This window comes from Burkholderia sp. Tr-20390 (genome assembly GCF_017104595.1).
In the GTDB taxonomy this organism is placed as follows: domain Bacteria; phylum Pseudomonadota; class Gammaproteobacteria; order Burkholderiales; family Burkholderiaceae; genus Burkholderia.
In genome coordinates this window covers 39,159-51,449 of sequence record NZ_JAAGPC010000022.1, presented here as the reverse complement: position 1 = coordinate 51,449, position 12,291 = coordinate 39,159, and the positions used below count along the sequence as shown (strand labels likewise).

General features: G+C 67.2%; 11 protein-coding genes. 8 read left to right on the top strand and 3 right to left on the bottom strand.

Annotation, left to right across the window (positions count from 1 at the left end):
- The first annotated feature begins 334 nt into the window (after nucleotides 1–334).
- Nucleotides 335–1,204 carry a mechanosensitive ion channel family protein gene (locus G3N98_RS08975; protein ID WP_206147972.1) on the top strand — a complete coding sequence of 290 codons (870 nt, stop codon included), beginning with the start codon at nucleotides 335–337 and terminating at the stop codon, nucleotides 1,202–1,204.
- Between the two features lie 68 nt (nucleotides 1,205–1,272).
- Here the strand turns inward: G3N98_RS08975 and G3N98_RS08970 are convergent, their stop codons facing one another.
- Complete coding sequence (locus G3N98_RS08970; RefSeq protein ID WP_206147971.1) at nucleotides 1,273–2,406, bottom strand: branched-chain amino acid ABC transporter substrate-binding protein; 1,134 nt, start codon at nucleotides 2,404–2,406, stop codon at nucleotides 1,273–1,275.
- A 144-nt stretch (nucleotides 2,407–2,550) separates the two neighbouring features.
- The gene (locus G3N98_RS08965; RefSeq protein WP_206147970.1) at nucleotides 2,551–3,588 is read right to left on the bottom strand and encodes a histone deacetylase family protein; all 1,038 of its coding nucleotides are present in this window, start codon (nucleotides 3,586–3,588) and stop codon (nucleotides 2,551–2,553) included.
- Nucleotides 3,589–3,703: 115 nt separating this feature from the next.
- Here G3N98_RS08965 and G3N98_RS08960 point away from each other — a divergent pair, with 115 nt between their 5' ends.
- The 5 genes from G3N98_RS08960 to dbpA all read left to right on the top strand — a co-directional run bounded on the left by G3N98_RS08960 (nucleotide 3,704) and on the right by dbpA (nucleotide 8,590).
- On the top strand, nucleotides 3,704–4,192 hold the full coding sequence (locus G3N98_RS08960) for an Lrp/AsnC family transcriptional regulator (protein ID WP_089428572.1): 489 nt from the start codon (nucleotides 3,704–3,706) through the stop codon (nucleotides 4,190–4,192).
- A gap of 69 nt (nucleotides 4,193–4,261) precedes the next feature.
- Entirely contained in the window at nucleotides 4,262–4,567 is a 306-nt protein-coding gene (locus G3N98_RS08955) for a hypothetical protein (RefSeq protein WP_206147969.1), read from the top strand.
- A 492-nt stretch (nucleotides 4,568–5,059) separates the two neighbouring features.
- Entirely contained in the window at nucleotides 5,060–6,721 is a 1,662-nt protein-coding gene (gene mqo, locus G3N98_RS08950) for a malate dehydrogenase (quinone) (RefSeq protein WP_206147968.1), read from the top strand.
- 277 nt (nucleotides 6,722–6,998) lie between these two features.
- Nucleotides 6,999–7,196: a hypothetical protein gene (locus G3N98_RS08945; protein WP_011356541.1), complete on the top strand. Its 198-nt coding sequence runs from the start codon at nucleotides 6,999–7,001 to the stop codon at nucleotides 7,194–7,196.
- Complete coding sequence (dbpA, locus tag G3N98_RS08940) at nucleotides 7,193–8,590, top strand: ATP-dependent RNA helicase DbpA (RefSeq protein ID WP_206147967.1); 1,398 nt, start codon at nucleotides 7,193–7,195, stop codon at nucleotides 8,588–8,590. The genes G3N98_RS08945 and dbpA overlap by 4 nt, the downstream gene beginning before the upstream one ends.
- 160 nt (nucleotides 8,591–8,750) lie before the next feature.
- Here the strand turns inward: dbpA and G3N98_RS08935 are convergent, their stop codons facing one another.
- Nucleotides 8,751–9,575, bottom strand: coding sequence for a PhnD/SsuA/transferrin family substrate-binding protein (locus G3N98_RS08935; protein WP_206147966.1), 825 nt, complete (start codon nucleotides 9,573–9,575; stop codon nucleotides 8,751–8,753).
- A 300-nt stretch (nucleotides 9,576–9,875) separates the two neighbouring features.
- On the opposite strand from G3N98_RS08935, the gene G3N98_RS08930 reads away from it, so the two are divergent.
- Together G3N98_RS08930 and G3N98_RS08925 are read left to right on the top strand one after the other, a co-directional pair.
- A complete protein-coding gene (locus G3N98_RS08930; RefSeq protein WP_206147965.1) occupies nucleotides 9,876–10,901 on the top strand; it encodes a fatty acid desaturase in 1,026 nt (341 codons plus the stop codon).
- Nucleotides 10,902–11,085: 184 nt separating this feature from the next.
- Complete coding sequence (locus tag G3N98_RS08925; protein ID WP_206147964.1) at nucleotides 11,086–12,288, top strand: benzoate/H(+) symporter BenE family transporter; 1,203 nt, start codon at nucleotides 11,086–11,088, stop codon at nucleotides 12,286–12,288.
- The last annotated feature ends 3 nt before the right edge of the window (nucleotides 12,289–12,291 follow it).

Here is a 12,291-nt window from a genome sequence, read left to right as displayed (position 1 = left end):
CACTCGCTGTCTGTCAGTAAAAAATCGGGAAAGAACCGGGTATCGCGGAGGAACGATCGTCGCGACCCGGCAACGTGAAAACGAGTGTAGCGGCGCGCTCGACGCTGCTGAATAGGACTAGTCTCATTTGATGGAAAAGTCGCTTAGTACAAAAACGAAACCTCGATTTCGCGGCCTGACGGCACGGCCACGCGGCATTCGACCCCACCCGTTCGGGCGAACCATTGTGTGCCGTGTACAGTCGAACGCTGCCCGGCGCGTGAGCGCAAGCCTGCCCGACCACGGCGGGCACGCCACGCGTCACGCATCGTTTCTTCAACCCGGAATCCCGTTAATGTTTCTCGATCAACTACATCCGGAACGCTGGACGTTCCTGTGGAACGCGCTGTCCACCCTCTCCCTCAAGTTGTGCGCCGGCCTGGCGCTGCTCGTCGCCGGCTGGTGGCTGTCGAAACGCATCGGCAACTGGCTGAACCGTCTGCTCTCGAACAAGGAGCGCGTCGACGACACGCTGCGGCCGATCCTCTGCGACGTCGCCGTGTGGGGCATCCGCATCGTCGCGATCGTCGGCGCGCTGTCGCAGCTCGGCATCGAAACCGCGAGCATCGTCGCAGTGCTCGGCGCGGCCGGCCTCGCGATCGGGCTCGCGCTGCAGGGCACGATGCAGAACATCGCGGCTGGCATCATGCTTCTGCTGCTGCGGCCGTTCAAGGTGGGCGACTATATCGACGGCGGCACGGGCGTCGCGGGCACCGTCGATGAGGTCGGGCTCTTCATGACGCGGCTGACGAAGCCGGACGGCATCTGCGAATACGTGCCGAACAGCGCGCTGTGGGGCAGCTCGATCCGCAACTACACGCGCAACCCGACGCGCCGCCTCGATCTCGAAGTGGAAGTGTCGGTGCATGACGATATCGATCGCGCGCTCGACGCGCTGCGCAAGCTGGCGCTCGCCGACCCCGACGTGCTACAGGATCCGGAGCCGAACGTGATGGTGATGCGCTTCGACGACAGCACCGCGATCGCGAACGTTCGCGTGTGGACGCACACCGACAAGTTCTGGGACATGCGCTGGCGTCTGGCGCGGCAGGCTCGCAAGGCACTCGCGGACGCGAACTGCGCACTGCCGATCCGCACGCGCGAGCTGCACATCGTGCATGACGCGGAGCGTCGCGCCGACCGCGCGCAAACGCACGCGCTGTAAACGACGAAGGCCGCGAAGCACCGCCTGCTTCGCGGCCTTCGCGACGTCAATGCAACGTCACTGCCGCATCACATCTTCACGATATCGAGCAGCGCCTTCTTGCCGCTCCTGTACGTGAACACCGAGATCGCGCCGTGCTTCAGGTCGCCCTGCGGCGTGAAGCTCGTCTCGCCGATCACGCCCTTGTAGTCGGTCGCCGGCATCGCGGCCAGCACCTTCGCCGGATCGGTCGAGTTCGCGCGCTTCATCGCGTCGACGATGATGTAGACGGCGTCGTACGAGAACGGCGCATACACTTGCATCGGCTGGTGGTAACGCGCTTCGTAGCGCTTCGCGAACGCCGCGCCGCCCGGCATCTTCTCGAGCGCGATGCCGGCCTCGGAGCACACGACGTTGTCGGACGCGGGGCCCGCGAGCTTCGGCAGATCGGTCGAGCACACGCCGTCGCCGGCGAGGAGCTTCGCGCGCATGCCGAGCTGGCGCGCCTGCTTCGCGAGCGGCCCGCCCGTCGCGTCCATGCCGCCGTACATGATCGCGTCCGGATTCGCGCCCTTGATCTTCGTGAGGATCGCGCGGAAGTCGATCGCCTTGTCGTTGGTCGCATCGCGCGACACGACCTTCATTCCGGCGGCCTTCGCGGCCTTCTCGAACTCGGTCGCGAGGCCCTGGCCGTACGCGGTCGAATCGTCGACCACCGCCACCGTCTTGATGCCCAGGTTCTTCGCCGCATACATCGCGAGCGCCGGCCCCTGCTGCGCGTCGGTGGCCACCACGCGATAGGTCGTCTTGAAGCCCTGCTGCGTGTAGGTCGGGTTGGTCGCGGCCTGCGAGATCTGCACGACGCCGCCGTCGCGATAGACGCGCGACGCCGGAATCGACGTGCCCGAGTTGTGATGGCCGACGACGCCGACGACCTTGTCGTCGACGAGCCGCTGCGCGACCTGCGTCGCGGTGCGCGGATCGCCCGCGTCGTCCTGCGCGTCGAGTTGCAGCGTGACCTGCTTGCCGCCGATCGTCAGGCCCTTCGCATTGATTTCCTCGACCGCGAGGCGCGCGCCGTTCTCGCTGTCCTTGCCGAGGTGCGCGATCGCGCCGGTCAGCGGTGCGACGTGGCCGATGCGCACGATCTCGTCCGCGTGTGCGGACAGCGCGCACGTGAGCGCCGCCGCTGCCGCGAATGCCGTCATGGAATGTCGAAGCATGTCTGTCTCCTGGTCAGTCTTGTGGGCCCCGTTCGATGTGGGACGGGTTGTGGTTCGGATGACGAATCGGTTTCGGTCAGTGATGCAGCGCGTCCCGCACCGCGGGCCGCATCCCCGTCGGCGGCACGGCTGCGGCGCCGCGCGTTACGCGCGCCCTTCGAATCCCAGCAGCACGTTGACCGCGTTGATGCCGATCTCGTCGACCATGTAGCCGCCTTCCATCACGAACAGCGTCGGCACGTCCAGGCGCGCGAGCGCCGCGCCGATGCGCAGGTAGTCGGGCGAACGCAGCCGGAAATGGCTGATCGGGTCGTGCTCGAAGGTATCGACGCCGAGCGACACGACGAGCGCGTCGGGCGCATGCGCGGCGATCGCGGCGGCCGCGTGGTCGAGCGCCGCCGAGTAGGTGTCCCACAGCGTGCCCTTCGGCAGCGGCAGGTTCAGGTTGAAGCCTTCGCCCGCGCCGATGCCGCGCTCGTCCGCGTAGCCGGAGAAGTACGGGTACGACACCGGCGGCTCGCCGTGGATCGACGCGAACAGCACGTCCGCGCGGTCGTAGAAGATGTCCTGCGTGCCGTTGCCGTGATGAAAATCGACGTCGAGCACCGCGACGCGCGCGGCGCCCTGTGCGACGCAGTGCTGCGCCGCGATCGCCGCGTTGTTCAGGTAGCAATAACCGCCCATGTACTCGCGGCCCGCATGATGGCCGGGCGGGCGGCACAGCGCGAACGCCGCGCGCGCCGCGCCGCTCGACAGCAGGTCGGCGCCGGTGAGCGCCGAGTTCGCGCTCGCGCTCACGGCATCCCACGTGCCGGCGTTGATCGGCACGCCCGCGTCCATCGCGTAGAAGCCGAGCTTGCCGTCGATGAACGCGGGCGCGGTGGCTGCGGCCGGCATCGCGCGCACCGGCCACACGAGCGGCAGCGCCTGGCAGGTGCGGCCCGTGGCGGCCCACTCGTCCCATGCGCCGGCGAGGAAGTCGACGTAGCGGGCGCTGTGCGCGGCCGCGTAGTGGGCGCGGTCGAACGGCTTCGGCGCGATCACGTCGCCGAGGCCGGCGGCACGCACCTGCGCAAGCACCGTTTCGGCGCGAAGGGGGTTTTCGAACGAATCGGTGATCGCGCCGTCCTTCAGTTCGACGCCGCGATGCAGCTGGTGATCGCTGCTGTAGACCGTAAGCATGGTTGAGCGTTGCAGTGAGGGTGGCAACAGTTTATTGACGGCAACCGGCAATAGCTTTGCTTTCGACCCGCGCGTTTCGTACAATTTTGAGAAAACCGCCTACGGATTCCCGGAAATGAGCAAAAATCGCGCTTCGGCCGAACTGGATGGCGTCGACCGCGCCATGCTGCGCCTGCTGCAGGACGACGGCGCGCTGTCGAACGCGACGCTCGGCGAGAAGCTGTCGTTGAGCGTCACGCCGTGCTGGCGCCGCCGCAAGCGGCTCGAGGACGAAGGCGTGATCACCGGCTACCAGGCGAACCTCGACCGGCGCGCGCTCGGCATGAACGTGTTCGCGTTCGTGCAGGTGACGTTCAACATGCATTCCGGCCAGGATTCCGATCACTTCGAGGACGTGATGCGGCGTCACGACGAAGTGACGTCCTGCCACAAGATCACCGGCGCGGCCGACTACATCCTGCAGGTCGTCGCGGCCGATCTCGACGCGTACGCGGAATTCGTCGAGCACGTGCTGCGCAAGCAGGCCGGGGTGTCGTCGATCCAGTCGAGCCTCGCGTTGCGCGAAGTGAAGTTCTCGTCGCGCGTGCCGGTGCCGGGCGACTGACCGTTCATGCTGTTCCGCGCCCGTGCCCGGGCATCCGTTGTCGATCGTCATCCCATGGAGCGCTACCTGATGAAACGTCTTCTTCCGTCTGCTTCGCTGGCCGCCGCCATGGCCTGCGCGCTCGCGTTGAGCGCCTGTGCGGCGCAATCCACCGAGCCGGCCGCCGCGTCGGCGCCGGCCGAGGCTGCCGCGCCGCCCCCGCCGCCGATGCCCGGCAGCGATCGCGATCCGCACGGCTGCATCCCGTCGGCCGGCTATTCGTGGTGCGAACAAACGCAGCAATGCGAGCGCCCCTGGGAACTCGCGAAGCAGAAGGGCTTCGCGAATTCGGCGCAGGCGTACGAGCAGTTCTGCCGGAACAATTTCGCGAAGTGACGCAACATGGCATGACGTGATCGGGACGCGGTGCGACGCCGCGCCCGACACCCCCGATCCCGCGCAGTTATCCCCAGCTTTCCCGCTTCCCGCGACCGTCATTCCGGAAACCCGGACACACAAAAAACCCCACAAAAACAACGGCTTTTTTCGTTTGTGACACAGCAAACGAGTTCGGTTACATTACGCGCCCCTTGCCACCCCGCCTCCGCAAAACGCGTCGCGCGCGGCCTCTTTCCACGCAGCCTGAAGCGTCTTCCGCTCAGGCTTGCCGCAAGGGCCCGGGCGCGTTGTGCGCCACTGTGACGCAGGCGCTTGCCTGCCCGCAGGCAGCCGATCCGAAGGTGTCCTTCCCGACGGCTTCGCGTGCGCAAATGCAACGGCGTGCGGCGTCGATCCGGAATTCCGGATTCGCGTGTCCGGATCTCCGGATCCGTGTTTCACCGCGATCGACACCCGCGCCGGGCGGCTTGGCAAACCGATGCATTCAAGTTGAAAAAGGGATCTGCTGTGATCAAAACGTTACGGGTAATACTGTCGGCGCTCGCGCTGTGCGTCGCGACATCGTCCGCGCATGCCGCCGATACGAAGAAGGTCGACGTCCTGCTGGTGGGCGGCGGCATCATGAGCTCGACGCTCGGCGTCTGGCTGCACGAGCTTCAACCTGACTGGTCGATGACGATGGTCGAGCGCCTCGACGGCGTCGCGCTGGAAAGCTCGAACGGCTGGAACAACGCCGGCACCGGCCACTCGGCGCTCGCCGAACTGAACTACACGCCGGAGAAGGCGGACGGCAAGATCGACATCTCGAAAGCGATCGAGATCAACGAGTCGTTCCAGATCTCGCGCCAGTTCTGGGCGTGGCAGGTCAAGCAGGGCGTGCTGAAGAACCCGCATTCGTTCATCAACTCGACGCCGCACATGAGCTTCGTGTGGGGCGACGACAACGTCCGCTTCCTGAAGAAGCGCTACGAAGCGCTGCAGGCGAGCCCGCTGTTCCGCGGCATGCAGTATTCGGAAGACTACGACCAGATCAAGCAGTGGGTGCCGCTGATGATGGAAGGCCGCGACCGCAACCAGAAGGTCGCGGCGACGTGGACGCCGATCGGCACCGACGTGAACTTCGGCGAGATCACGCGCCAGTTCGTCGGCTACCTGAAGACGCAGCCGAACTTCACGCTGTCGCTGTCGAGTGAAGTGCGCGAGATCTCGCGCAATGCCGACGGCACGTGGCACGTGAGCTGGGTCAAGCTGCACTCGGATGAACCGGCGCAGTCGGTCGACGCGAAGTTCGTGTTCATCGGCGCGGGCGGCGGTGCGCTGCACCTGCTGCAGGCATCGGGCATCCCCGAGGCGAAGGACTACGGCGCGTTCCCGGTCGGCGGCTCGTTCCTCGTGACGGACAACCCCGAAGTCGTGAAGCAGCACTTGGCGAAGGCGTACGGCAAGGCGTCGGTCGGCTCGCCGCCGATGTCGGTGCCGCACCTCGACACGCGGATCATCGACGGCAAGAAGATCATCCTGTTCGGGCCGTTCGCGACGTTCTCGACCAAGTTCCTGAAGAACGGTTCGTACTTCGACCTGCTCAAGAGCACCAACACGCACAACGTCGCGCCGATGATGCGCGTCGGCGTGGACGAATTCCCGCTGGTCCAGTACCTCGCCGGCCAGCTGATGCTGTCCGACGACGACCGCTTCAACGCGCTGAAGGAGTACTTCCCGAACGCGAAGAAGGAAGACTGGCGCCTGTGGCAAGCCGGCCAGCGCGTGCAGATCATCAAGCGCGACCCGGTCAAGGGCGGCGTGCTGAAGCTCGGCACCGAGATCGTCGCATCGCAGGACGGCAGCATCGCGGGCCTGCTCGGCGCATCGCCGGGCGCGTCGACGGCCGCGCCGATCATGCTGAACCTGATGAAGAAGGTGTTCAAGGACAAGGTCGCGACGCCCGAGTGGCAGCAGAAGATCCGCCAGATCGTGCCGAGCTACGGCACGAAGCTGAACGACAGCCCGGCGAAGGTCGTCGAGGAATGGACGACCACCAGCGACGTGCTGCAGCTGTCGCCGCCGCCGAAGATCGACCTCGGCACGCCGTCGCAGGCCACCGGCACCGCGCCGGCCCGCCCGGCGAAGGCGGCGACCGACATGGCGCTGTAACGCGCCGAGCGCCGCGCGACACTCTCGCGCCGCACGACACGGCCGCCCTCCGGGGCGGCCGTTTTTCTTGGCGGGTCGCGGGCGAAACCGCCCGGCGGGCCGCCCGCTTCCGCTAGAATTGCGGCACGCGCGACCCTGTCGCCGCCCGATCCATCATCCGCATCGACGCAATCCAAGCGACGCCCGGTGCGGCCCGCGCCCAAGCCGCGCGAGCGCCGCCCGCCGTTGCCGCGCCCGCCCGGGCGCGCCATCAACCGAATTCAGCTGGAGAAAGACCGTGTTTACCTGCCGAAACCAGAGCTGCGGCACGCCGTGGGAGCAGTCCGACGTCGTCATTAAGGACGAAGGCCAGGGGCTGCTGTTCCGCTGCCCGCTATGCGGCGCGCGCAACTACCTCGAACGCTTCGAGGACGACGAAGGCAAGGTCGTCTACGAGCAGATGGAAGGCCGCCCCTACCTCGGAGACCTGGAATGACCCAGCCGACCGCCACGCCGTTCAGCGCGCTGTCGTTGACGCCCGCCACGCTCGCCAACCTCGCGCAGCTCGGCTATGTCGACATGACGCCGATCCAGGCCGCGAGCCTGCCGGTCGCGCTGGCCGGCCAGGACCTGATCGCGCAGGCGAAGACGGGCAGCGGCAAGACCGCCGCGTTCTCGCTCGCGCTGCTGGCGCGCCTCGACGCGCGCCGCTTCGACGTGCAGGCGATGATCCTGTGCCCGACGCGTGAACTCGCCGACCAGGTCGCGCAGGAAGTGCGCCGCCTCGCGCGCGCCGAAGAGAACGTGAAGGTGCTGACGCTGTGCGGCGGCACGCCGATGCGCCCGCAGGCGCAGAGCCTCGAGCACGGCGCGCATATCGTCGTCGGCACGCCGGGCCGCATCATGGATCACCTCGATCGCGGCAACCTGAAGCTCGACGCGCTGAACACGCTGGTGCTCGACGAAGCCGACCGGATGCTCGACATGGGCTTCTTCGACGACATCGCGAAGGTCGCGCGGATGTGCCCGACCACGCGCCAGACGCTGCTGTTCTCCGCGACCTATCCGGACGGCATCGCGAAGCTGAGCCAGCAGTTCCTGCGCAACCCGAAGGAAATCAAGCTCGAAGAGCGCCACGACGACAGCAAGATCCGCCAGCGCTTCTACGAAGTAACGGAAGACGAGCGGCTGCATGCGGTGGGCCAGTTGCTGAACCACTACCGGCCGGTAAGCACGATCGCGTTCTGCAACACGAAGCAGCAGTGCCGCGACCTGCTCGACGTGCTGCACGCGCAGGGCTTCCACGCGCTCGCGCTGCACGGCGAGCTCGACCAGCGCGAGCGCGACCAGGTGCTGATCCAGTTCGCGAACCGCAGCTGCTCGGTGCTGGTGGCCACCGACGTCGCCGCGCGCGGGCTCGACATCGCGCAGCTCGAGGCGGTGATCAACGTCGACGTGACGCCCGACCCCGAAGTACACGTGCACCGTATCGGCCGCACCGGCCGCGCGGACCAGGACGGCTGGGCGCTGAGCCTGGCGAGCATGGACGAGATGGGCCGCGTCGGTGCGATCGAGCAGGCGCAGAAGCGCGACGTCGAATGGCATCCGCTCGCGGAACTGACGCCGGCCGACGACGGCGTGCTGACGCCGCCGATGGAAACGCTGCAGATCCTCGGCGGGCGCAAGGACAAGATCCGCCCGGGCGATGTGCTCGGCGCGCTGACCGGCGACGCCGGGTTCGACGGCAAGCAGATCGGCAAGATCAACGTGACCGAGTTCTCGACCTATGTCGCGCTCGAGCGCGGCGTGGCGCGCGATGCGCTGCGCAAGCTCAATGCCGGGAAGATCAAGGGCAAGCGGGTCAAGGTCCGGTTGATGGACGAAGAATAAGCGGTAACGTGAAGGCGTCGCGGCGGCATCGCCGCGCCGTGGCGCCTAAGCCGAACCTGAATCTGTCCCTGACCTTGCATCGCCCCGGACAACCTGCGGCCGTCGCCCCGCTTTCGGCAATCGGCCGCCGCCCCGTCAAGCCGCCCGCATCGCCTGCTTGCTACGCCAGCGCCGGATACCCATGCGCGGCTGCCTCGCGCTCGAACCGCTCGATCGTGTCGTAATCGGCTGGCAGCAGCCGTTCGAATCCCGTCAGCCGTAGCACCCGCGCCCGTTCCGCATCGGCCGCCACCGCGACGTCCAGCGCATCCTGCAACGCAGCGACCTGCGACTCCGGCAGCGCGCGCGATGCGATGAGCGGCAAACCCGGCGCAGAGGCCGTCATCCCGACGATCCGGATGCCCTCCAGCAATTCGGGCAACGCGTCGCGCACATACGCTAACGTCACGCAATCGATCGCCGCGCAATCGGCTTCCGCTGAAGCCAGCGCACGCAGCACGTTCAGGTGCGAGCCGAGCGCTGCAACCGATCCGAAGAATCGTCCGTCGCGCGCATGCGGCGCCACCGCATGCCGGAGCGCGTTCATCCCGCTGTGCGAATCGCTACCGTTGAATGCGGCCCGCAGCCCCCGGCATGCGGCGAGCGTCGTCGCGCCGCCCGCATGCGCGCGTGCCGATACGACCAGCACGCTGCTGTAGTGTGCGCCGTGGCAACCGTCCGCATCGAACACGGGTGTTGCAATCAGTCGCACGACATCGCGCAAGCCCAGCATCCGGTACGGGTAGCCGCAGGTCTGCGACAGCAGCAGATCGTCGCGCCGCCACAGCGCGTGCAGGTCGGCGAAGGGTTCGTCGGGAAGCGTGACATCGGCAGGCCCGCCCGCGTTCGCGAACGCATCGAGCGCGTCGCGCAGCAGGGCGCGCCACAGCGCATCGTGGCGCGGCGTCACGTTGTACATCGGCAGGGCAGCGATCCAGGGGCTCATGCGGGCATTCTACGCATCGACGCTCGCACAACGGAACCCGGTTCGATCTCTGTAAAACGGGGGCTGATCGTCGCGCAGCACGCCCGAAGCTTATCGGCCGCTCGACGATAAGCAAATGCGAATCGATTGGTTGGCCGCGCGGTGCGATCCCGGTACCGTCCTGATGCCTGCCCGAGCATCGCTACCGCACGTGATAACGGACAGGCCGACCGTGATCCGCGAGACACCTGCGCACCCGGGCCGAGCGCACCGGTTCAACCGCTCGTTCCCCGCACTGCCCGTTCAATCCGCCTCAACGCCATGGCCGAATACTTCGACGTCGACCACGCGCGTGCGATCGCCGCGCTCGACACCCGCTTCACCGCCCGCACCGAGTGGCCGACCTGGCTGCTGGTCGTCGCGATCTACGGCGGCTGGCTCGCCGTGCTGCTGCTCGTGCGCGACGGCACCCTGTCGCTCGCGGCCGCGACGCTGCCGCTGATCCTGCTCGGTGCGTGGCACCTGTCGCTACAGCACGAGCTGCTGCACGGCCACCCGACACGCTCCGCCCTCGTGAACAAGCTGCTCGGTTATCCGCCGCTGACGGTCTGGTATCCGTACACGCTGTATCGCGACACGCATCTCGACCATCACCGCGACGAAGACCTGACCGTGCCGGGCGTCGATCCCGAAACGAACTACGTCACGCGCGAACGCTGGGCGCAGCTGCCGCGCTGGCGCCGCGTGCTGACGGTCGCCCGCAAGACCTTCATCGGACGTTTCATCGCGGGGCCGCCGTTGAGCATCTTTGCGATGTGCATCGATGCATTCGCCGCGTTTCGTCGCGGCGACTTTCGCTATCTGCCGATGTGGGCGATGCATATCGCCTGCGTGGTTGCGCTGCTCGCGTGGCTGCAATGGGCGATCGGCGTGCCGTGGTGGTATTACCTGCTCGTGGTCACGTGGCCCGCGCTGTCGATGGCAATGATCCGCTCGCTGTACGAGCACCGCGCCGCGCCGCATCCGAAGGCGCGCATCGCGATCAATGAAGCCGGCTTCGCGATGCGGCTGCTGTACCTGAACAACAACTATCACCTCGTCCATCACGACCTGCCGAAGCTGCCGTGGTACGACCTGCCGCGTGCGTACCGGATGCGCCGCGATGCGTATGCGCGGAAGTGCGGCGGCTTCGTGATTCGCGGCGGGTATCGCGAACTGCTCGCGCGCCATGCGTGGACGCCGACCGATACGCCCGTGCATCCGTTCGATCAGGGCACGGCGTCGTTGTCGACGGGGAGCGGTGTGAAGGTGGCGGTGGTCGACAAGGTGCTGCAGATCAGCACGTGACGTGCGGCGGAGCCGACGATTCGTCCGCCCCGCCGCGCATTCCTTACGAAACGCCAACATTCTTGCTCCCGCCCGCGCATTGCCAATTGCGTCGGCAATGCCCAGAATGGCGGCTCGTCCGGGGCTTCCAACAATCATTCGCCCCGGCTCTGCTCCCGGCCGCGCGCCGCATGCCCCCACGACGATGCAACCGAACACCCCGCCCGGCGCAATCCGCGCGATCGGCAACGACTGGTCCGTTTCCGCGATTACCGCGGGTTTTCTCGCGGTACTGATTTCCTACGCGGGCCCGCTCGCGATCTTCTTCCAGGCCGCGCAGGCCGCCCATGCGTCGAATGCGATGGTGTCGTCGTGGGTCTGGGCGATCTCGATCGGCGCGGGCATTTCGGGCCTGTTCGCGAGCTGGAAGCTGAAGGTGCCGGTCATCACCGCGTGGTCGGCGCCCGGCACCGCGCTGCTCGTCGGCCTGTTTCCGCAACTGACGCTCAACCAGGCCGTCGGCGCGTACATCACGGCCGCGCTGATCATCCTGCTGATCGGCGTGACCGGCTATTTCGACCGGCTCGTGCGCCACATTCCGCGCGGCATCGCGTGCGGGATGATGGCCGGCATCCTGCTGCCGTTCGGCACGCATGCGTTCGCCGCCGCGTCGGAGCAGCCCGCGCTCGCGTTCGGGATGATCGCCGCCTACGTGATCTTCAAGCGCCTGCTGCCGCGCTACAGCATCGTGCTCGTGCTGCTGACGGGCGCCGCGCTTGCGACGCTGCTCGGGATGACGCATCTCGGCAACGTGTCGGCGAGCCTCGCGCACCCGATCTTCATCGCGCCCGAATGGACGCTCGGCACGACGCTCAGCCTCGCGCTGCCGCTCGTCGTCGTCAGCCTCACCGGCCAGTTCCTGCCGGGCATGACGATCCTGCGCGTGTCCGGCTATCACACGCCCGCGCGGCCGATCATCACCGCGACCAGCGTGATGTCGCTCGTGGTCGCGTGCTTCGGCGGGATCACGATCGTCGTCGCGGCGATCACGGCCGCGCTCTGCACCGGCAAGGACGCGCACGAAGACCGGGACCGGCGCTACATCGCCGGGCTTGCGAACGGGGCGATCTACCTGATCGGCGGGCTCTTCGCGGGCACGATCGTCACGGTGTTCTTCGCGCTGCCGAAGGCGTTCGTCGCGATCCTCGCGGGGCTCGCGCTGATCGGTGCGATCGGCGCGAACGTGCACGGGATCTTCGAGGACGAGAACCACCGCGAGGCGTCGCTGATCACGTTCCTCGCGACCGCGTCGGGCATGACGTGGCTCGGGCTCGGCGCCGCGTTCTGGGGGATCGTGATCGGGTCGATTTCGTATGCGGTACTGAACAAGGTGCGGCGGCGGGCGTGATGG

Coding starts and splice junctions, on each gene's coding strand:
- G3N98_RS08975 (WP_206147972.1), top strand. CDS start 335: ATGTTTCTCGATCAACTACATCCGGAACGCTGGACGTTCCTGTGGAAC.
- G3N98_RS08925 (WP_206147964.1), top strand. CDS start 11,086: ATGCAACCGAACACCCCGCCCGGCGCAATCCGCGCGATCGGCAACGAC.
- G3N98_RS08935 (WP_206147966.1), bottom strand. CDS start 9,575: ATGAGCCCCTGGATCGCTGCCCTGCCGATGTACAACGTGACGCCGCGC.
- G3N98_RS08930 (WP_206147965.1), top strand. CDS start 9,876: ATGGCCGAATACTTCGACGTCGACCACGCGCGTGCGATCGCCGCGCTC.
- G3N98_RS08960 (WP_089428572.1), top strand. CDS start 3,704: ATGAGCAAAAATCGCGCTTCGGCCGAACTGGATGGCGTCGACCGCGCC.
- G3N98_RS08965 (WP_206147970.1), bottom strand. CDS start 3,588: ATGCTTACGGTCTACAGCAGCGATCACCAGCTGCATCGCGGCGTCGAA.
- G3N98_RS08970 (WP_206147971.1), bottom strand. CDS start 2,406: ATGCTTCGACATTCCATGACGGCATTCGCGGCAGCGGCGGCGCTCACG.
- dbpA (WP_206147967.1), top strand. CDS start 7,193: ATGACCCAGCCGACCGCCACGCCGTTCAGCGCGCTGTCGTTGACGCCC.
- G3N98_RS08955 (WP_206147969.1), top strand. CDS start 4,262: ATGAAACGTCTTCTTCCGTCTGCTTCGCTGGCCGCCGCCATGGCCTGC.